27 protein-coding genes are annotated in these 25,539 nt (G+C 63.5%); 12 read left to right on the plus strand and 15 right to left on the minus strand.

The annotated features are described in order from the left end of the window. Positions 1-108: 108 nt before the first annotated feature. Together ABDK11_RS13010 and ABDK11_RS13015 are read right to left on the minus strand one after the other, a co-directional pair. Complete coding sequence (locus ABDK11_RS13010) at positions 109-1,347, minus strand: cation:proton antiporter (protein WP_346836939.1); 1,239 nt, start codon at positions 1,345-1,347, stop codon at positions 109-111. Further along, positions 1,347-2,891 carry an FMN-binding glutamate synthase family protein gene (locus ABDK11_RS13015; protein WP_346836940.1) on the minus strand — a complete coding sequence of 515 codons (1,545 nt, stop codon included), beginning with the start codon at positions 2,889-2,891 and terminating at the stop codon, positions 1,347-1,349. The genes ABDK11_RS13010 and ABDK11_RS13015 overlap by 1 nt, the downstream gene beginning before the upstream one ends. Positions 2,892-3,002: 111 nt before the next feature. Here ABDK11_RS13015 and ABDK11_RS13020 point away from each other — a divergent pair, with 111 nt between their 5' ends. Both ABDK11_RS13020 and ABDK11_RS13025 read left to right on the plus strand, forming a co-directional pair. After that, a complete protein-coding gene (locus tag ABDK11_RS13020) occupies positions 3,003-4,091 on the plus strand; it encodes a PA0069 family radical SAM protein (protein ID WP_346836941.1) in 1,089 nt (362 codons plus the stop codon). Positions 4,092-4,293: 202 nt separating this feature from the next. Continuing rightward, a complete protein-coding gene (locus tag ABDK11_RS13025; protein ID WP_346836942.1) occupies positions 4,294-4,608 on the plus strand; it encodes a GIY-YIG nuclease family protein in 315 nt (104 codons plus the stop codon). Positions 4,609-4,788: 180 nt separating this feature from the next. On the opposite strand, the gene ABDK11_RS13030 is transcribed toward ABDK11_RS13025, so the two are convergent. The 3 genes from ABDK11_RS13030 to ABDK11_RS13040 all read right to left on the minus strand — a co-directional run bounded on the left by ABDK11_RS13030 (position 4,789) and on the right by ABDK11_RS13040 (position 6,889). Next, entirely contained in the window at positions 4,789-4,986 is a 198-nt protein-coding gene (locus ABDK11_RS13030; protein WP_346836943.1) for a hypothetical protein, read from the minus strand. Beyond that, the gene (locus ABDK11_RS13035) at positions 4,983-5,528 is read right to left on the minus strand and encodes a DUF1097 domain-containing protein (RefSeq protein ID WP_346836944.1); all 546 of its coding nucleotides are present in this window, start codon (positions 5,526-5,528) and stop codon (positions 4,983-4,985) included. The genes ABDK11_RS13030 and ABDK11_RS13035 overlap by 4 nt, the downstream gene beginning before the upstream one ends. A gap of 443 nt (positions 5,529-5,971) precedes the next feature. Further along, on the minus strand, positions 5,972-6,889 hold the full coding sequence (locus ABDK11_RS13040; protein ID WP_346836945.1) for a LysR family transcriptional regulator: 918 nt from the start codon (positions 6,887-6,889) through the stop codon (positions 5,972-5,974). Between the two features lie 123 nt (positions 6,890-7,012). Between ABDK11_RS13040 and ABDK11_RS13045 the strand changes: the two genes are divergently transcribed. Further along, positions 7,013-7,771 carry an SDR family oxidoreductase gene (locus ABDK11_RS13045; protein ID WP_346836946.1) on the plus strand — a complete coding sequence of 253 codons (759 nt, stop codon included), beginning with the start codon at positions 7,013-7,015 and terminating at the stop codon, positions 7,769-7,771. Positions 7,772-7,807: 36 nt separating this feature from the next. On the opposite strand, the gene ABDK11_RS13050 is transcribed toward ABDK11_RS13045, so the two are convergent. Together ABDK11_RS13050 and ABDK11_RS13055 are read right to left on the minus strand one after the other, a co-directional pair. Then, on the minus strand, positions 7,808-8,503 hold the full coding sequence (locus tag ABDK11_RS13050; RefSeq protein ID WP_346836947.1) for an SDR family oxidoreductase: 696 nt from the start codon (positions 8,501-8,503) through the stop codon (positions 7,808-7,810). Positions 8,504-8,615: 112 nt separating this feature from the next. Then, positions 8,616-9,311, minus strand: coding sequence for an SDR family oxidoreductase (locus ABDK11_RS13055; RefSeq protein WP_346836948.1), 696 nt, complete (start codon positions 9,309-9,311; stop codon positions 8,616-8,618). Between the two features lie 54 nt (positions 9,312-9,365). On the opposite strand from ABDK11_RS13055, the gene ABDK11_RS13060 reads away from it, so the two are divergent. The 5 genes from ABDK11_RS13060 to ABDK11_RS13080 all read left to right on the plus strand — a co-directional run bounded on the left by ABDK11_RS13060 (position 9,366) and on the right by ABDK11_RS13080 (position 13,559). Then, a complete protein-coding gene (locus ABDK11_RS13060) occupies positions 9,366-9,686 on the plus strand; it encodes a DUF3301 domain-containing protein (protein WP_346836949.1) in 321 nt (106 codons plus the stop codon). A gap of 9 nt (positions 9,687-9,695) precedes the next feature. Continuing rightward, the gene (locus tag ABDK11_RS13065; protein WP_346836950.1) at positions 9,696-9,914 is read left to right on the plus strand and encodes a DUF1653 domain-containing protein; all 219 of its coding nucleotides are present in this window, start codon (positions 9,696-9,698) and stop codon (positions 9,912-9,914) included. 78 nt (positions 9,915-9,992) lie between these two features. Then, positions 9,993-11,060: a saccharopine dehydrogenase NADP-binding domain-containing protein gene (locus ABDK11_RS13070; protein ID WP_346836951.1), complete on the plus strand. Its 1,068-nt coding sequence runs from the start codon at positions 9,993-9,995 to the stop codon at positions 11,058-11,060. Positions 11,061-11,964: 904 nt separating this feature from the next. Next, entirely contained in the window at positions 11,965-12,495 is a 531-nt protein-coding gene (locus tag ABDK11_RS13075; protein ID WP_346836952.1) for a phosphatase PAP2 family protein, read from the plus strand. Further along, positions 12,492-13,559 (plus strand): MJ1255/VC2487 family glycosyltransferase, encoded by a 1,068-nt coding sequence (locus ABDK11_RS13080; protein ID WP_346836953.1) that lies wholly within the window; start codon positions 12,492-12,494, stop codon positions 13,557-13,559. The genes ABDK11_RS13075 and ABDK11_RS13080 overlap by 4 nt, the downstream gene beginning before the upstream one ends. A gap of 35 nt (positions 13,560-13,594) precedes the next feature. Here ABDK11_RS13080 and ABDK11_RS13085 read toward each other — a convergent pair whose 3' ends face one another. The 8 genes from ABDK11_RS13085 to ABDK11_RS13120 all read right to left on the minus strand — a co-directional run bounded on the left by ABDK11_RS13085 (position 13,595) and on the right by ABDK11_RS13120 (position 21,830). After that, positions 13,595-14,962 (minus strand): hypothetical protein, encoded by a 1,368-nt coding sequence (locus ABDK11_RS13085; RefSeq protein WP_346836954.1) that lies wholly within the window; start codon positions 14,960-14,962, stop codon positions 13,595-13,597. Between the two features lie 317 nt (positions 14,963-15,279). Beyond that, positions 15,280-16,623: an ATP-binding protein gene (locus tag ABDK11_RS13090; protein WP_346836955.1), complete on the minus strand. Its 1,344-nt coding sequence runs from the start codon at positions 16,621-16,623 to the stop codon at positions 15,280-15,282. A 6-nt stretch (positions 16,624-16,629) separates the two neighbouring features. Continuing rightward, positions 16,630-17,304, minus strand: a complete 675-nt coding sequence (locus ABDK11_RS13095) for a response regulator transcription factor (protein ID WP_346836956.1) — start codon at positions 17,302-17,304, stop codon at positions 16,630-16,632. A 32-nt stretch (positions 17,305-17,336) separates the two neighbouring features. Then, on the minus strand, positions 17,337-17,681 hold the full coding sequence (locus ABDK11_RS13100) for a PepSY domain-containing protein (RefSeq protein ID WP_346836957.1): 345 nt from the start codon (positions 17,679-17,681) through the stop codon (positions 17,337-17,339). Positions 17,682-17,731: 50 nt separating this feature from the next. Beyond that, a complete protein-coding gene (locus ABDK11_RS13105; RefSeq protein WP_346836958.1) occupies positions 17,732-18,295 on the minus strand; it encodes a glycine zipper 2TM domain-containing protein in 564 nt (187 codons plus the stop codon). 273 nt (positions 18,296-18,568) lie between these two features. Further along, a complete protein-coding gene (locus tag ABDK11_RS13110) occupies positions 18,569-19,933 on the minus strand; it encodes an L-cystine transporter (RefSeq protein WP_346836959.1) in 1,365 nt (454 codons plus the stop codon). A gap of 123 nt (positions 19,934-20,056) precedes the next feature. Next, positions 20,057-20,473: a TlpA disulfide reductase family protein gene (locus tag ABDK11_RS13115; RefSeq protein ID WP_346836960.1), complete on the minus strand. Its 417-nt coding sequence runs from the start codon at positions 20,471-20,473 to the stop codon at positions 20,057-20,059. Beyond that, positions 20,448-21,830, minus strand: a complete 1,383-nt coding sequence (locus ABDK11_RS13120; protein WP_346836961.1) for a YihY family inner membrane protein — start codon at positions 21,828-21,830, stop codon at positions 20,448-20,450. The genes ABDK11_RS13115 and ABDK11_RS13120 overlap by 26 nt, the downstream gene beginning before the upstream one ends. A gap of 313 nt (positions 21,831-22,143) precedes the next feature. On the opposite strand from ABDK11_RS13120, the gene arsC reads away from it, so the two are divergent. The 4 genes from arsC (at position 22,144) to sppA (ending at position 25,407) form a co-directional block, all read left to right on the plus strand. Further along, positions 22,144-22,488, plus strand: coding sequence for an arsenate reductase (glutaredoxin) (gene arsC / locus ABDK11_RS13125; protein WP_346836962.1), 345 nt, complete (start codon positions 22,144-22,146; stop codon positions 22,486-22,488). Beyond that, on the plus strand, positions 22,488-23,102 hold the full coding sequence (gene wrbA, locus ABDK11_RS13130; protein WP_346836963.1) for an NAD(P)H:quinone oxidoreductase: 615 nt from the start codon (positions 22,488-22,490) through the stop codon (positions 23,100-23,102). The genes arsC and wrbA overlap by 1 nt, the downstream gene beginning before the upstream one ends. Continuing rightward, complete coding sequence (locus tag ABDK11_RS13135) at positions 23,099-23,446, plus strand: DUF2069 domain-containing protein (RefSeq protein WP_346836964.1); 348 nt, start codon at positions 23,099-23,101, stop codon at positions 23,444-23,446. Before wrbA ends, ABDK11_RS13135 begins: the two co-directional genes overlap by 4 nt. Positions 23,447-23,541: 95 nt before the next feature. Next, the gene (sppA, locus tag ABDK11_RS13140; RefSeq protein WP_346836965.1) at positions 23,542-25,407 is read left to right on the plus strand and encodes a signal peptide peptidase SppA; all 1,866 of its coding nucleotides are present in this window, start codon (positions 23,542-23,544) and stop codon (positions 25,405-25,407) included. Positions 25,408-25,539: the final 132 nt, after the last annotated feature.

Consider the following 25,539-nt stretch of genomic DNA (forward strand, 5'->3'; position numbering starts at 1 on the left):
CCGGCACCATCCAGGAGTGCGGCAAGGCAGAGCGGCAGCACCACACTACCGAGCAGCAGTAACCTGGTGGGCCGAGTGGTTAATTCGGTCACTAAAGCGCACGGCCCACTAGTCCAGCTTGCCCAGCAGCCAGCGGCTGCTGGTGCCCTGCACCAGTAGGGAAAACAGCACCATGCCGAACACCATCGCCTGAACCTGCTCCGTATAGGGCAGCTGTGCCGGCAGGGCCAGGGCCAGGGCCACGGCGATAGCCCCGCGCAACCCGCCCCAGCCCAGCAGCAGACGCCAGGTCTTGGGCACCGGCGGACCGACGAAACGCGCCAGCGGGCCGGTCAGGAAAATCGACAGCGCCCGCGCACCCACCGCAGCGGCGATCGCGATCAGCACCGCCAGCCAGTACTGGCTGAACAACTGTGGCGTCAGTGCCATCCCCATGCTGACAAACAGCAGCGCGCGGAACAGCAGCCCCAGCCACTCCCAGGTGGGCGACACGTGCGCCAGGTAGGTGTGGCGCTGTTCGCGCAGACAGGCGCGCGCCACCATGGCACAGACCATTACCGCGACAATACCGGATACATGCACTACGTGCTCCGCCAGGTAATAGGTGCCCAGCGCCGAAAACAGCAAGGTCACCAGCGCCGCACCGGCAGCGCCCAGCAGCAGTACGGCGATGGCCGTCAGCAATCCACACAGCACCCCCAGCGCCAACCCGCCCAGCACGATCACCGCCAGGTAGAGCGCGATGGTACCCGCCCCGGCCAGCGCCTCGCCGGTGGCCAAACCACCCTCGACCACCGAGTGCTCGGCTACGCCCAGCACCAGACCAAACAGCACGATGGCGGCGACGTCGTTGAACAGGCTCTCGCCGCGGATCAGTGTCAGCAGATCCTCGTGACCCGGCTTGCGGCGCAGGCGCACAATCAGCGCGCCGGGGTTGGTAGCCGCCAGCAGCGCCCCGGTGAGCAGCGCCGCCGGCCACGGAAACTGCGCCGGCTCGCTGATGCCGTAGTAAGTCAGCAGCGCGGTCAGCAATGCGCAGATCACCACGCCGAAGGTGGCCATCAGCAACAGCGGCCCCAGCCACTCCTTCAGCTCGCGCGGTTCAATTTCCCAGGCAGATTCGAACACCATGATCGGCAGTATCACGAAGAACAGCAGCTGCTGCAGGCTTTCCGGCTGCAGGCCGCGGTCGTATTCGAGCAACGGCAATAACAGGCCGGCGGCAACGCCGGCAATCAGGCAGCCGAGGGTATTGTCACTGCGCAGCAACCGCGCCAGCCCCAGCCCGGCTACCGCGGCCGCGGCCATATACAGCCCCTGCCCCACCAGCGCGCCGACCCCGCTCATCACCAGCCCCCCCGGTCTGAGGCCAGTACCGATTTGGGTTTGACCTCCGGCAACTGATCGTTGAGCGGCATCGCCACGCCGCGCTCATTGATGACCTCGACATGGTGGCGGCGCAGCATGCGTGGCTCCGGCACCCCGCAGGAGTGGGCGATGGTGCCCACCTCGTGGATCATGTTGCGCGCGTAGTGGTTGACCCGCTCGGCCTTGTCAGTGGGGTCGAGCCCCTGCTGCAGATCCGGGTCGTGCGTGGTGACGCCGGTGGGGCAGGTATTCTTGTTGCACTGCATCGCCTGAATACAGCCGAGTGCAAACATGAAACCGCGCCCGCAGTTGACGAAATCCGCTCCCATCGCCAGCGCCCAGGCCACCATCGACGGCGTCAGCAGTTTGCCCGAGCAGATCACCTTGATGCGCTCGCGCAGGCCGTACTGCGCCAGCAGGTCCACCACCAGCGGCAGGCTGCGGTTGAGCGGCAGGCCCATGTAATCCATCAAACTCTGCGGCGCCGCGCCGCTGCCGCCATCGGCGCTGTCGATGGTGATAAAGTCCGGGGCGAACTCGAGCCCGCGCAGCTGGATACGCTCGCACATCTCGTGCAGCCAGTCGCTGGCCCCGATCACCGACTTGAAACCGGTGGGCTTGCCGGTCACCTCGCGGATATGCGCGAGCATATCCAGCAGGCCATCGACGTCGCGGAATTCCTGGTGGCCGTTGGGGCTGATGGAATCCTCGCCCACCGGGATACCGCGCACCCGCGCAATTTCCTCGGTGACCTTGATGCCGGGCAGGATACCGCCCTTGCCCGGCTTGGCCCCCTGGGACAGTTTCAGCTCGAACATTCTGACCTGCTCGTGCTCGGCCACCGCGCGCAGTTTTTCATCTGACAGCTGGCCGTGCTCGTCGCGCACGCCGTACTTGGCGGTGCCTACCTGGAACACGATGTCGCAACCACCGGACAGGTGATAGTCCGACAGGCCGCCCTCACCGGTATTCATCCAGACACCGGCTTTGGCCGCGCCCTTCGACAGCGCCGTTACCGCGGGCACCGACAGGGCGCCGAAACTCATGCCGGAGATATTGAAAATGGAGCTGGTGGTGTAGGGCTTGCGCACAAAGCCCTCACCGACGGTGACCTCGCCGGGGGGCACCGCGTCTTTCTCCAGGGTCGGAAAGGGATGGTTCAGGAATACCACATCGCCGGGCTGGTTCAGCGGGCGGGTGGAGCCGAAGGCCACGGTCGAATCCACATTCTTGGCCGCGCGGTAGACCCAGCTGCGCTGGGCGCGGTTGAAAGGCATTTCTTCGCGGTCGAGGGCGAAAAAATATTGCCGGAAAAATTCCCCCAGGTGCTCGAACTGGTAGCGGAAGCGACCGATCACCGGGAAATTGCGCCGGATCGCCTGCTTGCTCTGGCTGACATCCGACAGGTACAGATACAACACGTAGAGCACCAGCAGTACCAGCGCAAAAGCAAACAACAGCGCAAATACCTGCAACACATGAACCGCAAAAGTGCGAATAGCGGCCACTGCCTGTAAATCCATCACACAGCTCCCAAATGATTGAACGATCCATTGTATGCCCACATCACTCCCCTTGCACAGGTCTCCCCACACGGCCTAAACTGTATATCCATACAGCCCAGGTAGAGAGCAGTGGCCAACGACGATCCGGCAAATCCCCCCCGGCAACGCAGGGGCCGCGGCGCCGCCAGCAACCTGGCCGGGCGCTTCGTGCCGCAGGTGAGCGCCCGCGAGAGCGACGGCTGGCAGACCGATGTCGAGCCGCTCGAGCGGTTGCTGACCGAGGCTATCGAGGAAAAAGCCAAAAGCATTATCGCCAGCAACCAGTCGCCGGACCTGCCGTTCAGCCAGTCGATCAACCCCTATCGGGGGTGCGAGCACGGCTGTATCTATTGCTATGCGCGCCCCGCCCATGCCTATATGGATCTGTCGCCGGGGCTGGATTTCGAAAGCCGCATTTTTTTCAAGCCCAATGCGGCGGCGCTGCTGGACAAAGCCCTGCGCAAGCGCTCCTACCAGTGCAGCCCCATTGCGCTGGGCTCCAACACCGATCCCTACCAGCCGCTGGAAAAAGACAAGCAGATCACCCGCCAGCTGCTGGAAACCATGCAGCGCTTCAACCAGCCGGTGACGATTGTCACCAAGGGCCAGCTGATACTGCGCGACCTGCCGCTGCTGGCGGAGATGGCGCAGGACAACCTGGCGCAGGTGGCGATCAGCGTAACCACGCTCGACAACGAACTGAAACGCCGGCTGGAACCGCGCACGGCCGGGCCGGCCGCGCGGCTGCGCGCGCTGGAGCAGTTAAGCCATGTCGGTATTCCCACCGCGGTGATGGCCGCGCCGATGATTCCGGCGCTCAACGACAGCGAGCTAGAGCGCATCCTCAGGGCGGCGCGGGACGCCGGCGCCCGCCACGCGGCCTATATCCTGCTACGCCTGCCCTTTGAAGTGGCGCCGCTGTTTCGCCAGTGGCTCGCCGAGCACTATCCCGAGCGCGCCAGCCACGTGATGAGCCTGGTGCAGCAGAGCCGCGGCGGCCGCGATTACCAGAGCGATTTCTCCCAGCGCCAGACCGGCATCGGCGTATTTGCGCAGCTGCTGCAACAGCGTTTCCGCGTGGCCATCAACAAACTGGGGCTGAACCGGCGCAAGCTGAAGCTGGACTGTAACCGCTTCCAGCCGCCGCCGCGGGCCGGCGACCAGCAATCGCTGTTTTAAGGAACCGCACATGACCGTGGCCCGCTCCTGCGACGGGCAATCAGCAGGTTGCGCAAACACAGGGGCGAAGTCCGGGTACCCACCGCTAACAGGGCCGGAGCGGAGGCACCAGCCTACAGCCCCCCGGGCTTTCCAACGGCAGGGGTTTGCAATCCCCTGCGGCAGGCGGACAATAGCCGCGTACCAATACGGGAACAGCGTCTTGAACGAGTGGTTTGTCTACCTGATTCGCACCAACCGCGGCACTCTCTATACCGGGATCACGCGCGATGTAGAGCGACGTTTCGAAGAACATAGCAGCGGTGGCCCGAAAGCCGCCAAGGCACTGCGCGGGCGGGGACCATTGACGCTGGAATTCCACTGCGCCGTCGCCGACAAGTCCGCGGCACTGAAGCTGGAAATGGAAATAAAGAAATGGCCGAAGAAAAAAAAAGAGGCCCTGATCACCGGTGCGGGGGGATTGATTCCCGCGGCGTATTTAACAGGGCCCAAAGGGGTAGTCGATAAATCGCAGTAACTACTGATTGATTACCTGGAGCGCAAACTCCGTTTGCAGATTCGGCTCGGAAGTGGCCGGGCCGGTAAATGCCAGGGCGGTAACCAGTACCATGGCAGTTGCCAATATAAAGCGCTTTAACATCACTGATACCTCGCTGCTAAACGCACTCCCACCGCGTGGGTCAATAGCGGCTTGAATTCACCGCCGGCAGGTTTCCATCGCTTCCGGCACACCCTCTGCAGACAAACCATGGGCCAGTAGTCCCATCGTCGGGCGGCACACCTCTAGCGGCTGGCCGCGTTCGATGCGCAGCAGGCTCGCGTCGATCACCGCCGCGCGCAACCTGTCGGCCGGGTAGCGCACCAGTGCCCCCGCGGCCGCTCTCAAGCGGCTCATCGCTCAGCCTCCATTGCGCTCTCCGGGCCAGTCTCCGCTGTGCTTCCCAGTACCCTGCGCACCAGATCCGGCAGTGCCGCGGCGAACACGCCCACAGACACCGCTGCGGTCAGGGTCAGGTAGCTGTCCAGTGACCCGTCTGTGTCGGCCACCAGCGCGACCAGGATGCCGAGGTAATAACCGGGAACATTGCTTACCCCGGTAATAAACTGCATTAAATGCACGCTGACCGCCGCTATCAGAAGCGCGACCGGCAACGCCGCCCACGCAGCGTGCAGTTGCAACTTTCCGGCGGCGGACAGGGAGACAATGCCGAACCCGAGGCCGGTAATCGCGCAGGCGAGATTGTAAGCGCCATCGTGCAGCGTCGACCCGCGGGTAAAATAGACAGCCCAACCGATCAGTGCGATCCACACCGGCAGTCCGAGCAGGTAACCGGCGATCCCGGCACCGGCAAACATCACCGCCGCCAGCGGAATACTGGTACGGCGGGAAAACAGTATCGATTCGACGCGATGTTCGTTCGCAACTGCGTGGCTCATGGCCCTGACCTCCCGTTACTGTGTGGCATTTTGCTGGCAGCATTTTGCGGGGCTCGGTACAAACGGCTTTCGCCGATTTGCCAGCTTCCGCTTGCCCGAAACTGGCGGCTGCCGGTGCAGCGAAAAGCGAGTGCTCGCTTCCATTCCGTGCATCGCATTCTGCCGCCCGCGCCAAAATTGCGGTAGCTGATAACTTCCCGATGCTTGCCTAAAAGTGCACACACCCGGAGGCTCCCCCACTGTTAAGAATAAGGCGTTCTAACCAGATAGCAGTCGGGTATATAAACCATCCGGCTGGATGGTCGGGCAGAGCCGCATAAACGACACTGCGCTCGGGCCGAATAACAACCTCCCGGCACGAGCCGGCAGTCTCTATTTGATGGTGCTTACAGGTACGCGGATGGGACTGGAGCGGATCAACCGGTGTGGCATTCACATACACACTATTGCAACGGTACCAACCGCGGCTTCATGATTTCCGCCATCCACGCCATAAACACCTGCACCCGTTTGGGCTGGTAGCGGCGGTTGGCATAGACGAGGGACACCGGCATCGGTGCCGGCCGATAGCCGGGCAGGACTTCCTCCAGCTCGCCGGATTCCAGGTAGTGCCTGACCCCGACCTCCGGCACCTGGATAATCCCCAGCCCGGCGAGGCACGCCTCCAGGTAGGCCCCGGTGTTGTTGACCGTAAGCACTCCCGGTACCGGCACTGACTGTTCCATCCCCGGCGCATCGGGATCGACATATTCAAACCCCGACGACCGCCCCCCCAGGTTCAGCACGTAGTGCACCATGCGGTGGCCGGCCAGATCCGCCAGCGTGCGCGGGGTACCGTGCTCGGCCAGGTATTCGGTGCTGGCGCAGCTCACCATGCGGTATTCGCCCAGCGGCCGCGCAATCAGCCCAGAGTCTTGCAGCGCCCCGACCCGCAGTACGCAGTCGAACCCCTCCCGCACCAGATCGACGAAGCGGTCACTGCTGGACAGCTCCACCTCCAGCCCCGGGTGCTGGCGCAGGAACTCCGGCAACCGCGGTATTACCACGTCCCGCGCCAACGGCAGCGGCATATCCACGCGCAGGCGCCCTTGCAGTGCGGCGGAATCCTCACGAAACAGGTTCTGCAGCTCGTCCATATCCGCCAGCAGATCCTGGCAGCGCTCATAGACGACCTGGCCATCCTGGGTCATGCGCACGCTGCGGGTGGTGCGGTGCAGCAGACGCGTGCCGAGCAGCGTTTCCAGCTGCTGCACGGCGCTGGACACGCCGGCGCGGGATACCCCCAGGCTGTCCGCCGCCGCGGTAAAACTGCCCTGCTCTGCCACCCGCAGGAACACCTGCATCGATTCCAGCAATTTCATCGGTCCACCCACATTGTTCACTCAAGGCAAACAGTCTAGCTATTTTTTGCCTGTTTATCTGGCCAGAGACAACCAATAAGCTGACTGGTGTCGATTGACTCCACAGCAACAGGAGAACCGCTCATGAAACACAAGATTGCACTGATTACCGGCGGCAGCCGCGGCCTGGGCCGCGACACCGCTCTGCAGCTGGCGACCAAGGGGGTGGATGTGATTCTGACCTTCCACAGCCGCGCCGCTGACGCTGACGCCGTGGTGGCGGAAATCCAGCGCCGCGGCGCCCGCGCCGCCGCGCTGCAGCTGGACACCGGCGACACCGCGGGCTTCGCTGCTTTCGCCGACCAGCTGCGGGCATTGTTGCGCTCCGGCTGGCAGCGCGAAGGATTCGATTTTCTGGTTAACAACGCCGGGGTCGGCATCCACGCGCCCTTTCCCGAGACCACCGAGGCACAGTTCGACCAGCTGGTAAACGTCCACTTCAAGGGGGTCTTCTTTCTGACCCAGCAGCTGCTGCCCCTGCTTGCCGACGGCGGGCGCATCGTCAACCTGTCCAGCGGGCTGGCACGTTTCTCTTTCCCCGGTTACGCCGCCTACGCGGCCGTGAAGGGAGCCATCGAAGTGCTGAGCCGCTATATGGCGAAGGAACTCGGCGAGCGCGGTATCGCGGTCAATGTGGTGGCGCCGGGCGCCATCGAGACCGATTTCGGTGGCGGCCTCGTGCGCGACAATAAGGAGATCAACGACTTTATCGCCTCGCAGACCGCACTCGGGCGCGTGGGATTGCCCGAGGACATCGGCGGCGTGATCGCCTCACTGCTTTCGGAGGACAACCGCTGGATCAACGCGCAGCGTATCGAGGCGTCCGGGGGAATGTTTCTGTAAGGGGAAAATCGGGGCGGCCCTTTGGGCCCGCCCCCATCACCAGGGAATCTCGCTGCCGTCGTAATTGTAAAACCGCCCACTGTGCGCCAGATCGGTATCCAGCAACAGCTTTTTCAGGCCGGCCACACTGTCCTCCACCGAAATCAACGCATTGGGCCCGCCCATGTCGGTCTTGACCCAACCCGGGTGCAGCGCCAGTACGCTGACACCGCGATCGTGCAGATCGACGGACAGGCTTTTTACCACCTGATTGACCGCGGTCTTGGAGGTGCGGTAGATATAGCCGCCGCCCGAGCTGTTGTCGGCGATACTGCCGACCTTACTGCTGATGATCGCCATCACCTTGCGCTGGCTATCTGCCACATTGCGGTAGAAGGTCTCCGCCAGCTTGTAGGGCGCAATGGTGTTGCACTCCAGTACCCGGCGCCACTCGTCCAGATCCACCTGGCCAAACGCCACACCCTTGGGCCCATAGGAACCCGCGTTGTTCAGCAGGATATCGATCGGCTGATCCCACAGGGATTTGGCCAAGGCAGACATCTCATCGTAATCCGTCACATCGAGCTCGAACAGGCGCACGTGCCGGAACTTTTCCTCCAGTGCACGCAATTCGCTCGCACCGGGCACATTGCGGCAGCAGGCCAGCACCTGCCAGCCGTCGTCGGCAAACTGGCGGGTCATTTCCAGCCCTAAGCCGCGATTGCAGCCGGTGATCAGAACGGTTCCAGACATAGAGTGCCTCCAGAAAATTTGCGCAAAAGCGTTGATAGCCACGCAACGCACGCGGGAAACCGCCACACAGTCGCCACCCGGTGATTGCGCGGGATGCCGCCGCTGCCGGCGGTCACCATGGAATTTCAGCTCCATCGTAGTTTAGGAAGTGGCCGCTGTGTCCGGGGCCGATTTCTAGCAGCAGCTTCTTGACGGCACGCACACTGGCTTCCACCGACATCGACGCCGTCGTCCCTCCCATTGCCGTCCGCACCCAGCCGGGGTGAATGGCCACAACGTTGACCCCACGCTCCCGCAGGTCTATCGACAGGCTCCTGACCACCTGGTTGACCGCGCTCTTGGTCGAGCGGTAAATGTAGGCGCCGCCGCCTGTATTGTCCGCGATACTGCCTTTTTTGCTGCTGATCACCGCGACCAGCTTGCGCTCGCTGGCGCAGATATGGCTCAGGAAAGTCTCCACCATTTTGTAGGGGGCGATGGTGTTCACTTCGAACGCCTTGCGCCAGCGGCTCAGCAGCACGCCGCCAAACATGGTGACTATGGGGCCGAACATGGCGGCGTTATTGAGCAGGATGTCGATGGACTGGCCGCGCAGCTCTCTCGCCAGCTCGGCCATCCTGTCGTAATCAGTCACGTCCAGACGCAGGGTCTCCAGCCCGGGATAGGACTTCGCGGCGGCCTGCAGTTCGAGCGGAACCACCGGCTCGTGGTAGGTGGCCAGGACCCGCCAGCCGTCCGCGGCAAACTGCCGCGCGGCCTCCAGGCCGATACCGCGGTCACAACCGGTGATCAGGATAGTACCGGGCATGACGCCTCCTTCAATGGTATTCTTGCGCGCCTCGATAGTAACAACTGTAAGACAATGTATTACTCCCTGGGCGACCTGTTGTGGGTTTTCGCGCTGATACTGGTCGGCTGGCACCTCTGGGCCGGCCTCGCAGCCAAGGAACAGGTACGCAAAGCCACCCGCAAGCACTGCGAACAACTCGGTGTGCAGCTGCTCGATGATACCGTCGTGTTGACCCGCACACGGCTGAAACGTGACCGCCGTGGCCAGATACGGCTGCAGCGCAGCTATGAATTCGAGTTCACCTCCACCGGCGAACACCGCTATGCCGGCATCGCCATACTGCACGGGCGGCGTATCACCCAGATCCAGCTCGCGCCCCACCACCTGGTCTGACGGAACCCAATGACAATGAAACGCGGTATCTATCGCCACTACAAGGGCGAACTCTACGAGGTCATGGAAGTGGCCACTCACAGTGAAACCAGCGAAAAGCTGGTGGTCTATCGCGCGCTCTACGGCGACTACGGCGTCTGGGTGCGCCCTCTGGAGATGTTTGCCGAACAGGTCGACAGGGACGGACAGCAACAGCCGCGTTTCGCACTGGTACAAACGTTTGACTAGCGGGCCATTGAAAACGTATTTTGCAGCAGCCCGCCGCAGCGGCGACGCCCCCAAAGACGCAACAGACAAGGTCACTTGGTGAACAACAAAAAAATAATGATTTACGGCGCCAACGGCTACACCGGCGAACTGATCGCCCGCGCCGCCGTCGCCCGCGGCTACCGCCCCATTCTCGCCGGGCGCAACGCCGCCAAACTGCAGCCGCTGGCCGATGAACTCGGCCTGCCGGCAATGGCCATCGCCCTCGACGCCAGCGAAACGCTCGAACGCAGCCTGCGCGATATCGACGTGGTCATCCACTGCGCCGGCCCCTTTTCCGCCACCGCCGAACCGATGCTGCGCGCCTGTATCGCCGCCGGCACTCACTACCAGGACATCACCGGCGAAATGGCCGTCTACCGCCTCGCCCACAGCCTGCACGCGGAAGCCAAGGCCGCCGGCGTGGTGCTCTGTCCCGGCACCGGCTTCGACGTGATCCCCACCGACTGCCTGGCCGCCGCACTGCACCGCGCCATCCCCACCGCCACCCATCTGACGCTGGGCTTCGACTCGGATTCCGGCCTCAGCCCCGGCACCGCCAAAACCTCGATCGAAAGTCTCGGCGTCGGCAGTGCCGTGCGCCGCGGCGGTAAAATCGAAACCATCGGCCACGGCGAACTGACACGCACGATCGATTTCGGCCGCGGGGAAAAGTTTGCCGTCGCCATTCCGTGGGGCGACGTCGCCACCGCCTACTACACCACCGAGATCCCCAATATCGAGGTGTATATCCCGATGAGCCCGCGACGCGCGAAAAAAATGCAGCGCATGAACAAGTTTCGCTGGCTGCTGCGCAAAGCCTGGATGCAGAACTGGCTCAAAGGCAAGGTGGACCAAAAGGTTCACGGTCCCAGCGAGGAAAAGCGCTCCGACCAGAAAACCTGGGTCTGGGGCGAAATTCGCAACGACCGCCGCGGCGAGCGCAAAATTGGCCGTGTCACCACCGCCAACGGCTACGACGTCACCGTGCACGGCAGCCTCGCAGTGATGGAATTCCTGCTCGACTACCAGGGCGACGGCGGCTACTTCACGCCGTCCAAACTGTGTGGTTCGGAACTGGTGGAGAAGCTGCCCGGTTCCGGCGTGATCAAGATCGGCATCGACTGACCTCGAACGAACCCGGCGCCCCCGGCCGCCACCGCAGCGAGGCCCCGCTACCGGGGGCCGCATGGCAAACGATTACCGATCAGGTTGTTGGCCAGGCGGCCACCGGTAGCGGGGCCGGATAAAATCCCCCGGACGCGCCCCGATCCAATCCGATCGCGACCAAAATCCATTCCGCAAATAAACACTGCACGCCCGGCGACCACCGCGGCGAGGCCCCGCTACCGGGGGCCGCATGGCAAACGATTACCGATCAGGTTGTTGGCCGGGCAGCCACCGGTAGCGGGGCCGGATAAAATCCCCCGGACGCGCCCCGATCCAATCCGATCGCGACCAAAAACCATTCCGCAAATAAACACTGCACGCCCGGTGACCACCGCGGCGAGGCCCCGCTACCGGGGGCCGCATGGCAAACGATTACCGATCAGGTTGTTGGCCGGGCGGCCACCGGTAGCGGGGCCGGATAAAATCCCCCGGACGCGCCCCGATCCAATCCGATCGCGACCAAAGACCATTCCGAAAATACGCACCGCGCCCAGCGACCACCGCGGCGAGGCCCTGCTACCGGGGGCCGCATGGCAAACGATTACCGATCAGGTTGTTGGCCGGGTGGCCACCGGTAGCGGGGCCGGATAAAATCCCCGGACGCGCCCCGATCCAATCCGATCGCGACCAAAAACCATTCCGCAAATAAACACTGCACGCCCGGCGACCACCGCGGCGAGGCCCCGCTACCGGGGGCCGCATGGCAAACGATTACCGATCAGGTTGTTGGCCGGGCGGCCACCGGTAGCGGGGCCGGATAAAATCCCCGGACGCCCCCCTCAAAGAGCAAGGCCCGCCACATTTCACGGTTCTGACACAAAGCGGTCAATTCCGCGCAATATAAGCTTCGTAACTTGGCGACATGCGAAGCTTACCTGTCACCCTGAAAAGCGTTGATGTCTCCCTGGTTCTGCAAATGGTCGAACGGGCGACGCGGCCGGCATCCCGGCGCAACTACCTGTGGCTGTCGAAATCCGCCGACGGCTGGCTCTACCTGCTGTCACCGCTGATTGTGGCCCTGTGCAGCAGCGTCGCCGCCGCCACCCAGTACTTCACCGTGTGCGGCACCGCCTACACCGTCGAACGCGCCCTCTACTGGACCATCAAGAACACCACCCGGCGGCTGCGCCCGCCCCAGGCGATTCCCGGCCTGCGCTCGGTGATCGTCGCCCACGATCGCTTCAGCCTGCCCTCCGGGCACACCTCGGGCGCCTTCCTGTTTATCACCGTACTGTCGCAGACCCTCAGCCCACTGTGGCTGCTGGGCTATTTCTGGGCCACCGGGGTCGGCACCTCCCGGGTCGGCCTCGGCGTGCATTTTCCCACCGATGTCTGCGCCGGCGCCGCTCTCGGCACCAGCGTCGGACTGCTGATCAGCGGAGCCCTTCTGTGAAGATACTCTACGGCGTGCAGGGCACCGGCAACGGCCATATCTCCCGTGCCCGCGCCATGGCCAAAGCCCTGGAAAATTACCCCGAACTGGAAATCCAGTGGCTGTTCTCCGGCCGCAGCCCCGAAAAGCTGTTCAGCATGGAAGCCTTCGGCGACTACTGGTGGCGCGAAGGGCTCACTTTCGTCCACCGCAAGGGCAAAGTCAGCCCCATTGCCACCACCCGCCAGCTCGACCTGCGCCGACTGTTGCGGGATATCCGCGAATTGCCGGTGCACGACTTCGACCTCGTGATCAGCGATTTCGAACCGGTCACCGCCTGGGCCGCCCGGCGCCACAAGAAAGACAGCCTCGGGCTCGGCCACCAGTACGCCTTCAATTTCACCATCCCCGCGCCGCGCTTCCAGTGGGCCGCCCGCGCCATCATGCGCGCCTTTGCCCCGGCACAGAGCAGTCTCGGCATGCACTGGTACCACTTCGGCCACCCGATACTGCCGCCGATCGCCCAGCCGCATGGCGGCAGTGCCAATGAAGAAGCACATATTCTTGTCTACCTGCCGTTCGAACATCACCGCCCGCTGCTCGACCAGCTGGCGACCCTGCCGCAGCGATTCATTGTGTACGGCGCCCCGGTGGAGCTGGAAGCGGCGAGTAATATCGAATTGAAGGCACCCTCGGTGGAAGGATTCCGGCAGGATGTCGCCGGTGCCCGCGCAGTGATCTGCAACAGCGGGTTCGAACTGATCGCCGAAACCCTGACCCTCGGCAAGCCCATCCTCACCCGCCCACTGGCCGGCCAGTTCGAGCAGGAAGCCAACGCCCAGGCACTGCGCGAACTGCAGCTGGCCGAAGTGGTTGATCGGGTGAATGCCGATACGATTGGCCGCTGGCTCGAGACTCAGCCGGCTGGCGTGCGTATCCAGTGGCCCGACGTCGCCGGCCAGATCGCCGCCTGGCTCGCCGACGGCCGCCGCCAAACCGCCGCGCAACTGGCGGAGCGGCTGTGGGAGCAGGTAATACCGGGGCGCGGCGCCACGATGAGCTCAGCACTGCAAGCAGCAGACTGAGTTCCGCGGCAAGATGGCCCGCCCGTGAAGCGGAATCAGAACGCCAGCCAGGCCTCCAGGTAGAGGGTGTCGTTGTCACTGGCATCGCGCCCACTGCCGTCGTAATTCCTGCCCGCGCCATCGAACTTGTTGTATCGCGTGTACTGCAGGGAAAATTTCACATTGCTTCCCGGCCAGAACTTGGGACCGCCGCTTTTGTTTAGGGGCATGTAGTCGAGCTGCAGTATCCAGCCATAACTGTCCGGCGAGTAGGTGCGATTGTCGGCATAGAGCAACATATCCGTATCGCCGCCGAAGCGGAAATACTGCGCGGTGACGCCATAGGTTTTGTCAAAGAAATAGGAACCCGTGGCGGCCAGCGTCCACAGGGCACCACTCGAATTCTCCGCGAGTCCCAGCGTCCGGCTCGCATCCCACTCCTGGCGCTCGCGCAGGCCACTGAACATCACCGTGACATCGTGGCGGCCCTTGGCGTACTGGTATTCGGAATCCATGCCGATATCCAGGTAGTGATCCGTACCGGCACTGGAATCGCGTTCCGGATAGGTGTCGGCGGCCATGCCGAAGGTCCCCACTTCCAGGTGGTGCGCGCCCCACGCGTGTTCTTTTGCCAGCCGCCAGTAGGGGGCCGGATTGTCGATCTGCGCCTCGCCTTCCGGGTCCACCCCCAGGTCGGACTGCACGCTGGCCGACAGGCTGTCGTAACCACCGAGTTCGAGGTACAGGGAACTGTCCAGCCACACATAGCCGCCGAACCCGGCGACCTGTTGCGCCAGGCCCCCCCCCAACAGGGTCTCCGCCGCCGGCGTGGGCGCGAGCCCCGAACCAGAATAGGGATAGCTCCACACCGGGGTGGTATTCCAGAGATCCTGCAGCGTAGGGCTGTTATTCAGGTAAAAGCCGTAGTCGAACTTGTGTTTTTCGGTACTGGCACTGTCGGCGAAGCGGAACTCGGCATTATCCCAGGACCAGGCTTTTTCCACGCCGTCATAGGTTGTCTGAATGAACGCGCCAAATTTACCCAGCAGCGGGGACTTGTCTGCGAAACCACCGAACAACCTGCCCGCATAAAACACGCTGCCCTGGGTCAGGGCGACGTTGTCATTGTTATCAAAACCCGGCGCGGCACCGCCCGGTTGCCCCTCGCTGGTATGCGTGAACGAAGGTTGCAGCATCACGGCCAGCGGCGGCGCCGTGCTCTGCCCGGTACTGAGCGTATAGCCCTTTAACTTGAAGTCCCGCCCGAGCGCGTTGAGTTGGGGAAAACTGGTGTGGCAGGCGTTACAGGCTATGCCGCTCTGCCGGTAGAAACTGGGCACCGCATAGCTGATGCGGGGCACGCACAACAGGCAAACAACGCAGAGCAATAACAGTACGGGAAATGGACGCAGGGCGATTGGCATTGGCAGTTCCCCTTGCCGGGTTCGCAGGAAATAGCCGGCGCTCGCGCAGCAGGGCGATGCGCCTGCGGACAGGCAGATGACATTTCATCGCCGCCGGGGCGGGAAAAAGCGGAGAGCCTCGCGAACATCACGGCGCTGCAGCGCAGGGCCGACCGCGGCTGCGGCGGTGAAGATCCGATGAATGAGTCTGGAACGACTTTATCGACCTCGCCAGTGGCTGACACCAAACACGACGATGTTGCGGGGGGAATCGTGCCGATGACGCGGACCAGCGCGCCTGGCAGCTCGAGAAGGTTTCAATGCCGGCACTAACGCGGCTATAGCGTTGCGCTAATCTCGGCGCCGCCGAGGGCGGATGGCGTTACGGAGATCTCACCCTCGTAGCTGTCGACAATATCGACGACCACAGCGAGGCCGATCCCCTGCCCCGGCTGCTGCTCGTCGGCACGCACGCCGCGACGGCTGACCTGTCGCCATTTGTCCGCGTCCATACCGGCGCCGTTGTCGGCCACGCGAATCCGCAACTTGCGTCCATCGCCCGCGTTTTCGATGCGCACGTCCAGTTGCCCGGCGCCGTATTTGTAGCCGTTGTCGAGCAGGTTACCAAGCAGCTCCATCAGGTCGCCCTCATCGCCGTAGAAGAGTACATCGTCGGCGCAATCCAGCCGCACTTCAGCGGGCTTGTCCCGATAGACCTTCTCCAGCGCATCGAGAATTTTCCGCACCATCGGTGCCACCGGTACGCCGCGCAGGATGGATTTGGGCGAGCTGGTAACGGCGCGCTGCAGCTGGTAGCTGATAATGCTGTCCATGCGCTGCACCTGCTCAATCAGGTTTTGATAGGCCACTTTCGGCTCGCTGGAAAAATTCAGCCCCTTCAATACTGCCAACGGCGTCTTCAGGCTGTGGGCAAGATCCGCCAGTGTATGGCGGGTCTTCTCCCGCTGGCGGCGCTCGTTTTCGATCAGCAGGTTGAGGTTGTCGGTCAGCGGCTTCAGCTCCCGCGGGAAATCCCCCTGCAACCGGTCGGCGCCACCGCGCTGCATTTTTTCCAGCGCCCGCGCCACCGCGCCGAGCGGCGCCAGGCCCCAGGCGGTCACCAGCAGCTGCGCCAATACCAGCAGTGCCGAACCCAACCCCAGCCAGCGCCACAGGGTCGAGCGGAACTGCTGTATCTGGGCGCGCAGCGGCGCCGCGTCTTCCAACACCATAAAGGTGAACTGGTGTTCGTTGTCGAGCCCCCAGGCCACACCCTGGCGGAAACTGCTGTAGCGGGTATCACCGCCGGGCAGGGTCAGCTCGGAGAAGTCCTTGTGCCCCTGGGGCAGCGGGTGGGACGGCAGCTGCGGCACCGCCAGCGCCGACTCCGAGCGCCAGATCACGCGGCCGCGGCTGTCGGTGACGGCACCGATCAGGCCGGAATCCGGTTGGTTAAAGCGCTGTTCCGGCAGCTGGGGCGGAAACTGCAGGCTGTCGCCGTCGGGCTCGGCCACTGCCAGCAGGGTAAAGATATGCAGCTGCAGCTCCCGCTCCTTGGCCGCCTGCAGGGATGTGCGGTAGGCGTGCTCCAGTACACCGGAAATCATCAGCACGAAGGCCACCAGCACCAGGCCGGTGAACAGGAACAGGCGCCCCTTCAGGGACTTTAGCCAGGACAGCACCGCGCGCTATTCCGGCGCGACGAAACGGTAACCGCGACCGCGCAGCGTCTCAATCGGTTTCAGCTGTGCCGCCGCATCGAATTTCTTGCGCAGGCGGCCGATAAACACCTCGATCACATTGCTGTCGCGGTCGCAGTCCTGCTCGTAGATATGCTCGGTGAGATCCGTCTTGGACACCACCTCATCCGGGTGCAACATCAGGTATTCCAGCACCTTGTACTCGAACGAGGTCAGCTCCAGCTCGGTGTCGGCCACGGAGACCCGCTGCGCACTGGTATCCAGCTGGATCGGCCCGGCCTTGACCACCGGGGAGGAAAACCCGGCGGAACGGCGCACCAGTGCGTTGAGGCGCGCCAGCAGTTCCTCGGTGTGGAAGGGCTTGACCAGGTAATCGTCACCGCCGGCCTCGAGGCCGCCGACGCGCTCCTGCCAGTGACCGCGGGCGGTGAGAATCAGGATCGGGAAGTGCTTGTTCTCGCCGCGCAGGGTACGGATTACCTCGATGCCATCGAGCTTCGGCAGCCCCAGGTCCATCACCGCAACGTCATAGGGATACTCGCGGCCCAGGTACAGCGCCTCTTCGCCATCGGGGGCCTCGTCCACCGTGTAGCCCGCCTCGCGCAGCGACTGCGCCAGCTGCTCGCGCAGCAGTACTTCGTCTTCGACCAACAGTGCACGCATGAAAACTCCCCCTGTTTGTTGAACCGGCAGCGCTAGCGGGAAATACGCCCGCTGCGCTTGTCGACATAGACCACGTAAACCTGGCTTTTATCCGACAGGCCCTTGACCCGGTATACCGCGCGGCCGTTGCGCCGCACTTCGGCGATGGCCAGAATTTTGCCACCGTAGCGTCGTTTGACGATGGCCGCGGCCTCGTCGCGGGACACCTCCCGCTGTTGTACCCGCAGGCGCTCCACCCGCAGGCCTTCGACCCGCGGACTCCCCGGCTGCCAGCTACCACTATGTGCGACAGCGGCCGGCGCGGACGCGGCGCCGAGGCACAACAACAGGGCGAGGGTCAGGGGTTGCAGCCGAACTGCGACGCGGCTCAATTTCACGATGGGACTCCTGTGGCTGTGCGATATTCGTTCCATGTGGCCGACGCGACTCACCAGGCCGGTGAGACGTCGACGCGAACCCTGATTCTATCGCCCGGGGCCTGATCGGTGCGAGTCAGGTATTCGCGGCCATTATAGCGATAGCGCACGTCGTAGCCGACCAGCTCGCGGCGGGTGGTGTAGTCATCCACCACCTGACAGCGCTGCTCGGTCGTGTACTGCACCGGCGCATTGGCGCGGCTGATCTCGCTACCAAGCAGCGCGCCAACGGCCGCACCGGCCACGGTGGAAGCACCGCGACTGTGGCGGCGGTAGTGCCGATGATGGCCGTGACCGCCAGCTTTGTTGCCGATGGCAGCGCCGATCAGGCCACCGATCAGCGCCCCGGCGGGAGAGCCCGGCTGGCGGTAGGCCACCTGCTGGTCCCAGCACTGGGTACGCGGCGTACGCACCTGCACCTCGTTGTAGACCGGCGTGGCCGAAACAACGCGGGCGTAGTCGTATCCTTCGCCGGCGTTCGGGTAGTAGCCGCTGTCGCCGGCGCTCGCCCAGGCGCTGAAACCTACCAGTCCGGCCACCAGCGCGGCGGCGATCAGTTGCTTGTACAGTTGCATGATCCTTCTCCGGTTGATCATCGATGGGAGCACTTTACGGCGGCGGGACTGAATCGAAGCTGAACTGAATTGCAGCCAGGCGCGGTGACCACGTGGTGCCGTCGTCCGGCTGCCGGATTCACAGGGCAGCGCGGACCATAAAGGGGACCGTTGACGGTCGGCTTTCCGCGAACCCGGCCCGGGAAGATTGTCGGCCGGGCAATGCGGGCTTGCACTGGCGCATCGCGCCGCCGCAGCACGTCGGCTGGCAGCGGCTGAAGACCCGGATGCCGCCTAACCCTCCGCCGTCTCCGGCCCCGGCACCTCGTCACCGAGCCAGCGCTGGGTCAGGGTGCCGGCGGTCATGGCGCCGTTGACGTTGACCGCCGTACGCGCCATATCGATCAGCGGTTCCACCGAAATCAGCAGTGCGACGATGGTCACCGGCAGCCCCAGGGCGGGCAGCACCACCAGCGCGGCGAAGGTGGCGCCGCCACCGACACCGGCGATACCAAAGGAACCGATCACCACCACCGCCACCATCGTGGCCAGCCATACCGGATCGAACACATTGATCCCCATCGGCACTGCCACCATCACCGCCAGCATCGCCGGATAGATGCCGGCGCAGCCGTTCTGGCCGATGGTAGCGCCAAACGAGGCCGAGAAATTGGCGATGGCCGGCGCATTGCCCAGCTCATCGATCTGCGTCTCCACATTCAGCGGAATGGTGGCGGCGCTGGAACGGGAGCTGAAGGCGAACACCAGCACCGGCCACACGCGGGCAAAATAGTGCAGCGGGCTGATGCCATTGATCAGCAACAGCAGGCCGTGCACAACAAACATCAACCCGATGGCCACAAACGAGGCCACGACGAAGCTGAACAGGTTGAGGATATCCGCCCAGCTGGATCCGGCGACCAGCTTTGCCACCAGCGCCATAACGCCGTAGGGGGTCAGCAGCATGACCAGGCGCACCAGCTTCATCACCCACACCTGGGCCACGTGCACGAATTGCTCGATCTGCTCACCTTCTTTCGGGTGTTCGCGGCGCACGCCCAGCGCTGCCAGCCCCAGCAACACCGCAAACACCACCACTGCGATGACCGATGTATCGCGGCTACCGGCGAGGTCGGCGAAGATATTCTGCGGAACAAAGGAAATCAGTATCTGCGCGATACTCAGGTCGCTCACCTGGCCCAGCTGCTGATTCAGCACATCCGCACGCGTCGCTTCACGCGCCCCTTCCACCAGGCCCGCAGCCGACAGTCCGAACAGGTGCGCCACCAGCACACCGACCAGTGCCGCCACCGCGGTGGTGCCCAGCAGCACCGCCAGTACCGATACACTGATCTTGCCCAGCGAGCGGGTGTTGCTGACTTTCACCACGGCCCCGAGAATCGACACCAGTACCAGCGGCATTACCAACAGGTGCAGCAGGTTGATGTAGCCGTCTCCGAGCACGTCGATCCACTCCAATACCTCGGCCGGCACCGCGCCCCAGTCGCGCGCCACCTGTACCAGGCCGCCGTACGCGACACCCAGTAACAGACCGGCGAACACCGCCGGCGACAGCGATTCGCGGCTGCGCTGCCAGCGAAACAGCGGCCAAAGCAGCACGGCAAAGAAAATCAACAGGAGGAGAGAACTGATAGACATAACTTCAACTTCCGGACGCAACGATCGAGTAACACACTCGAATAAAAAAGAAGAAGGTGCGCTTGCCAACCGCCGCACCGATTCTGGATCGATACACCTTGTTTATTGCTTTATCTGTGGCGCTCACTGGCCCCGCGCGCGCTCCACAGCGGCGGTGAGGCTGGTCTCGGTCTGCGGCCCGACCAAGGTCTCGCGCCAGCGGCCATCGGCACCGATCACCAATGTGCTGGGCAGCACCTCCGGCCGCGGCTGCTTCCAGCGCGGCGCGGGGTCGTCCGCGAGCAGGGGGAACTCAATGCCCATTTTGCGCGCCTGCTTGGCGACCATGCCGGCCGGCGGCCGATCGTAGTTGACACCCAGTACCAGTACCCCGTCAGTGGCACGGGCAAAGCGATTCAGCTCCGGGACCTCCTCCCGGCATGGCTTGCACCACTCGGCCCAGTAATTGATCAGCAGGACTTTACCGCTGATATCGACGCGTTCACCGTCGATCGTCGACAGGCCGCCACCGTGCTCACACCCGCTTATTGCGACGGCCAACCACAGCCAGACTGCCAACCGTATCGCCGTCGGCATCCGTTTTGTCACTGCCACCTTTACTTCCCCCACGCTTGCTTCTGCTCTTGGAATTTTTGCTCGCCTGCGCGCCGCCGCGCTCCTTCTTCTGCGCCTCGGCCTCGGCTTCCTGCGCTGCGCGGAACAGCTGACCCAGATCGGTGGCGAGCATGTCGCCGGCAAAGGCCTGGGTCTCAGTGAAGCGGCGCTCCACTTCCCCATACCAGGGCAGGCTGTGCAGCTCACTGTGACTGTACTCGGGTATCGGCGCCGGGTTGAGCCACTGTACCAGCTCCATCAGCGAAATGGAGTCGAGATCCCGCAGCAACACATAGTCGTTGCGCTCGGTCTGCGTCACCACCTTGTGCTCCTGCAAAACCTCGCGGATACGCCGCCACTGTGCCGGCTTGATCCCCGCCCGGGATATGTCCTGTTCGCGCAACGGCTGACCGCGCTGGTAGTTGCGGTAGAAGGCCCACAACAGCACCAGCGTCGCCACCACGTCGGAATACTTTCGCCCGCCTGTGGCCGCGTGGTACACCGACAGGATGCGTACCAGCACGCAGCCGGCCAGCACGATCATCCACATCAGGTATATCCACATCAGAAACAGCGGCACAAACGCGAAAGCGCCGTAGACCGCCTTGACCGAGCTGCGCGCCACCATGAGGCCGAACAGGATCTTGGCCACCTCGAACGCGCAGGCGGTGATAACGCCCCCGGCAAGACCGTAGCGCAGCGGCACACGACAGTTGGGCACCGCGGTAAACAGCAGCGTGAAAGCGAGTGCAGAAAACAGCCACGGCAATAGGCGCAACAGCATCGGCACCACGCCCAGGGTGTCACCCTCGGGTAAAAACAGCTTCTGCGAAAACAGGTAGGTGGACGCGGCGAGACCCGCACCGAGCAGAATCGGCCCGAGGCTGAGGATGGCCCAGTAAAGCAGGAAGCTGGAAACGCCGCGGCGGCCGCGGGGAATATCCCAGATGGCGTTGAAGGTCGCCTCGATATTGCGCAGCATCAGGCCCGCCGTAATCAGCAGTATACCGATGCCGGCACCGGTCAGGCGCTGGGCCTGGGCGGAGAAGTTGCTGATGTACTCCTGCACTTCGCGACCACTCTCGGGCACGAAATGGGCAAACACCTGCTGTTCCAGCTTGTTTTCCAGACCGGCAAAGTCGGGAAACAGCGACAGCATGGCGTAGCTCACCGTCATCAGCGGTACTATCGCAAACAGGGTCATATAGGTGAGCGCAGCCGCACTCTGGCGACAGTTCTTTTCGTTGAACAGCGTCCACAGGGAAGTAAAGAAGCGACGCCAGCGATGCACCAATTCCGTCATGGTTGTTTCCGCGTTTTTGTTGTTAGAGGAGGCAGGGTCCTGCGCGCGACAGCCGGCGGTACGCCCTTGTAAACCACCCAGTGGAATGTCGCTGTCCTTTCAAATCACACCCCTGCGGGCCCTGCACAACAGGCCGCGCCGTGTTGCTCCTCGCTTATTTCACGAGCCAGACCACCAGCGCAATTGCTCAACCCGACTGCCGCGCCTTCGGTCGCCGTGCCCTGCCCGATCCGTTTGGCGGCGGCCACGCAGCTATCGAATTTAGTGTGGGCAGGCCCTAGAATATGCCAAACCTTAACAGGATACCGCCGTAATGTGGACGATCTATCACAACCCCCGCTGTTCAAAATCTCGCCAGACCCTGCAACTGTTGCAGGACAACGGCGTTGAGCCTGAAGTAGTGCTCTACCTGGAAGCACCGCTCTCGGCGGCAACGCTCGCCGGGCTGCTGGGGAAACTCGGCATGGGCGCGCGCGACCTGCTGCGCACCGGTGAAGATGCCTACAAAGAACTGCAGCTCAAAAATACCGACCTCAGCGACACCCAGCTGATCGAAGCCATGGTGCAGCATCCGAAACTGATCCAGCGCCCTATCGTCGTGCGCGACGACCGCGCCGTACTCGGCCGCCCGCCGGAAAACGTGCTGGAGCTGCTGTAATGTCAGCGGACAGCGAAGCCTACGTACTGGTGCTCTACTACAGCCGCAGCGGCGCTACCGCCAACCTGGCGGCGGAGCTGGCGCGCGGGGTGGAGTCCGCCGGTATCGCCGCGCGCCTGCGCACGGTGCCACCGGTATCCCCGGACACCGAGGCGAGCCTGCCGCCGGTGCCGGACAGCGGTGCGCCCTACTGCACCAGCGACGACCTGCGCCATTGCGCCGGCCTGCTGCTGGGCAGCCCCACCCGCTTTGGCAATATGGCCTCGCCGCTGCGTTACTTTCTCGACCAGACCAGCGACCTGTGGCTCGACGGCAGCCTTGCCGGCAAGCCCGCCGCAGTATTTACCTCCACCGGCAGTCTGCACGGCGGCCAGGAAAGTACGCTGATCTCGATGATGCTGCCGCTGCTGCACCACGGCATGCTGATCGCCGGAATCCCCTACTCCGAGGCCGCCCTGATGCACACCAAGAGCGGTGGCACGCCCTATGGTGCGTCGCACTGGGCGGGGGCAAACGGCAGCGAACTGAGCGAAGACGAACGCACGCTGTGCAGGGCCCTCGGCGCACGCGTGGGCAATCTGGCGCGCACACTGGCACAGGGAGAAGCGGTGTGAGCATTCCCCTGACGACGAAACTGCACAGCGCCCGGGTGTTGAACTGGCTCTGCTACTGCGGCCTGCTGCTCCTGTTTGTGGTGCGCAACCTGTTTCTGCCGGGTGGATCGCTGGCGCTGTGGCTGGTGCAGACGGTGCCGCTACTGCTGGTGCTGCCGGGACTGCTGAAACGCCACTTCCGCGCCTATTTGTGGCTGTGCTTCATATTGCTGCTGTATATCACCAACGGCGCACTCCATGTAACGATGCCAGGGCGCGACTGGCAGCATGGCATATTATTGGTGTTAAGCCTTACACTGTTTTTTTCCGCGATGATGACCAGCCGCTGGCAGCGGATGCAGTGACCGCGGCGGCGCCGCCGCCACACAGCCCATGGCAAGACCCATTGGAAATGACCGCGCCCAACGGCACTGCCGCCGGCGCTAAGGAGCGTTGAGGTTTGACTGACTATCCCCACAGAAAAGGATTTATTCGCCGCTTTTTCGGCGCCATTGGAGCGACCCTGACCTGGCTGCGCCGGGTGTTCGCCAACCTGCTGTTCCTTGCCGTGCTGCTGTTTATCGGTGCACTGATTTTCGGCAAGGAAGAGCGGCTCACCATCCCCCAGGGCGCCGCGCTGAAAGTAGCTCCCACCGGTATGCTGGTAGATGAGGTTTCCACGCCCAGTACCCTGCCCGCGCTGTTCGGCGGCGCCGAGGGGCCGGTAGAGACGCGCGTCAAGGACCTGGTGGATGCCATCGACATGGCCGCCAAGGACAAACGCATTTCGTCTGTGGTACTGGAGCTGGATTACCTGGTCGGCGCCAACCTCAGCAAGCTGGAGGAAGTCGGCTCTGCGTTACAGCGGTTCAAGGCCGCCGGTAAACCCATCTACGCGGTGGGCGACAATTTCACCCAGTCCCAGTATTTCCTCGCCAGCCACGCCGACAAGGTGATCCTGAACCCGATGGGCTCGGTACTGCTGACCGGCTTTGGCGCCTATCGCAATTACTACAAGAGTGCGCTGGACAAGCTGAAAGTCAATTTCCATGTCTTCCGCGTCGGCGACTACAAAGATTATATCGAGCCCTATATCCGCGACGACATGTCCCCCGCCTCGCGCGAGGACAACCAGCGCTGGATCAACGAACTGTGGGGCGAGTACACCGATCAGGTCAGCGGCCTGCGCAACCTGCCGCCCGAAGCCATCGACCGCTATATCGCCGAGCTGCCGCAGAATTTGCGCAAGCACAAAGGCAGCATGGCCGACACCGCCCTGGCCAACAACCTGGTGGACCAGCTCGCCAGCCGCCGTGACGCGGACAGTGAGCTGGAAAAGAAAATCGGCACCAGCGACGACAAACAGACCTACAAGTCCATCGACGCCCTCGCCTACCTGCGCAACCAGCAGCTCACCGACATTCCCAAGCCCGGCAGCGACACCGGCACCATCGGCCTGATTTCCGCGACCGGCACCATCGTCGATGGCGAGGCGCCGGCCGGCAAGATCGGCAGCAAGAGCCTCAACAGCCTGATCGCCAAGGCGCGGGAGAAAAAAGTGGATGCGCTGGTGGTGCGCGTCGACAGCGGCGGCGGCTCCGCCTTTGCCTCCGAAGCCATCCGCCAGGAACTGCTGGCCACCCGCGATGCCGGTATTCCAGTGGTGATCTCAATGGGCAGCGTGGCGGCTTCCGGCGGCTACTGGCTGTCGACCGCCGGCGACCATATCTGGGCTTCGCCCTCCACCATTACCGGCTCTATCGGCGTCTTCGGTGCCTTCCCCACGTTCGAGGACTCACTGGAATCCGTCGGTATCTACAACGACGGTGTCGGCACCTCGGACCTGGCCGGCACCATGCGCATCGACCGGCCGCTGCCGAAAGCCGCCGCCAGCGTGCTGCAGCAGGGCGTCGAAAACACCTACGCGCGCTTCCTGCAAATCGTCGCCGAAGCCCGCGGCAGTACCCCGGAAGAGGTCAACAAGATCGCCCAGGGCCAGGTGTGGACCGGGCGCGCGGCGCAGCAGCTGGGTCTGGTCGATGAACTCGGCACCCTCAACGACGCCATTGCCGATGCCGCGCAACTGGCCAAGGTGAGCAAGTTCCGGGTCGAGGAGATCAAGCGCCCGCTGTCGCCGGGCGAGAAGTTCCTGCGCGCCCTGTCGAACAATGTGGACGCGCGCATCGCCGCACAGGTAAAGGCCAACCTGCCGCTGGGTGCCTGGCTGAACACCCTGGCACCGACCCTGGCGCCGGTAGCCGAGCTGCAGAATTACCACGACCCCCGTGCCCTCTACGTGCGCTGCCTGATGTGCCGCGCCCCCTGACCCCCCCGGTGCGGGCGCGCTGCGCCCGCACCGACTGCCGAGTACCGCTCCCCACCCGCACGCAAAGAGTGAAGCCTCTCGCAACTTCGCCCTCCCGCCGTCCCTCATTTCCGAGCAAGTGGTACCATCCGG

The organism is Microbulbifer sp. SAOS-129_SWC (genome assembly GCF_039696035.1).
Classification (GTDB): Bacteria; Pseudomonadota; Gammaproteobacteria; order Pseudomonadales; family Cellvibrionaceae; genus Microbulbifer.

What these genes read in the sequence shown, in the direction of transcription:
- ABDK11_RS13110 (WP_346836959.1), bottom strand. Translation starts at nt 19,933, where the DNA reads ATGTCTATCAGTTCTCTCCTCCTGTTGATTTTCTTTGCCGTGCTGCTT.
- ABDK11_RS13095 (WP_346836956.1), bottom strand. Translation starts at nt 17,304, where the DNA reads ATGCGTGCACTGTTGGTCGAAGACGAAGTACTGCTGCGCGAGCAGCTG.
- ABDK11_RS13120 (WP_346836961.1), bottom strand. Translation starts at nt 21,830, where the DNA reads ATGACGGAATTGGTGCATCGCTGGCGTCGCTTCTTTACTTCCCTGTGG.
- ABDK11_RS13105 (WP_346836958.1), bottom strand. Translation starts at nt 18,295, where the DNA reads ATGCAACTGTACAAGCAACTGATCGCCGCCGCGCTGGTGGCCGGACTG.
- wrbA (WP_346836963.1), top strand. Translation starts at nt 22,488, where the DNA reads ATGTCAGCGGACAGCGAAGCCTACGTACTGGTGCTCTACTACAGCCGC.
- ABDK11_RS13045 (WP_346836946.1), top strand. Translation starts at nt 7,013, where the DNA reads ATGAAACACAAGATTGCACTGATTACCGGCGGCAGCCGCGGCCTGGGC.
- arsC (WP_346836962.1), top strand. Translation starts at nt 22,144, where the DNA reads ATGTGGACGATCTATCACAACCCCCGCTGTTCAAAATCTCGCCAGACC.
- ABDK11_RS13035 (WP_346836944.1), bottom strand. Translation starts at nt 5,528, where the DNA reads ATGAGCCACGCAGTTGCGAACGAACATCGCGTCGAATCGATACTGTTT.
- ABDK11_RS13050 (WP_346836947.1), bottom strand. Translation starts at nt 8,503, where the DNA reads ATGTCTGGAACCGTTCTGATCACCGGCTGCAATCGCGGCTTAGGGCTG.
- ABDK11_RS13075 (WP_346836952.1), top strand. Translation starts at nt 11,965, where the DNA reads ATGCGAAGCTTACCTGTCACCCTGAAAAGCGTTGATGTCTCCCTGGTT.
- ABDK11_RS13030 (WP_346836943.1), bottom strand. Translation starts at nt 4,986, where the DNA reads ATGAGCCGCTTGAGAGCGGCCGCGGGGGCACTGGTGCGCTACCCGGCC.
- ABDK11_RS13085 (WP_346836954.1), bottom strand. Translation starts at nt 14,962, where the DNA reads ATGCCAATCGCCCTGCGTCCATTTCCCGTACTGTTATTGCTCTGCGTT.
- ABDK11_RS13015 (WP_346836940.1), bottom strand. Translation starts at nt 2,891, where the DNA reads ATGGATTTACAGGCAGTGGCCGCTATTCGCACTTTTGCGGTTCATGTG.
- ABDK11_RS13060 (WP_346836949.1), top strand. Translation starts at nt 9,366, where the DNA reads ATGTATTACTCCCTGGGCGACCTGTTGTGGGTTTTCGCGCTGATACTG.
- ABDK11_RS13010 (WP_346836939.1), bottom strand. Translation starts at nt 1,347, where the DNA reads ATGAGCGGGGTCGGCGCGCTGGTGGGGCAGGGGCTGTATATGGCCGCG.
- ABDK11_RS13065 (WP_346836950.1), top strand. Translation starts at nt 9,696, where the DNA reads ATGACAATGAAACGCGGTATCTATCGCCACTACAAGGGCGAACTCTAC.
- ABDK11_RS13055 (WP_346836948.1), bottom strand. Translation starts at nt 9,311, where the DNA reads ATGCCCGGTACTATCCTGATCACCGGTTGTGACCGCGGTATCGGCCTG.
- ABDK11_RS13040 (WP_346836945.1), bottom strand. Translation starts at nt 6,889, where the DNA reads ATGAAATTGCTGGAATCGATGCAGGTGTTCCTGCGGGTGGCAGAGCAG.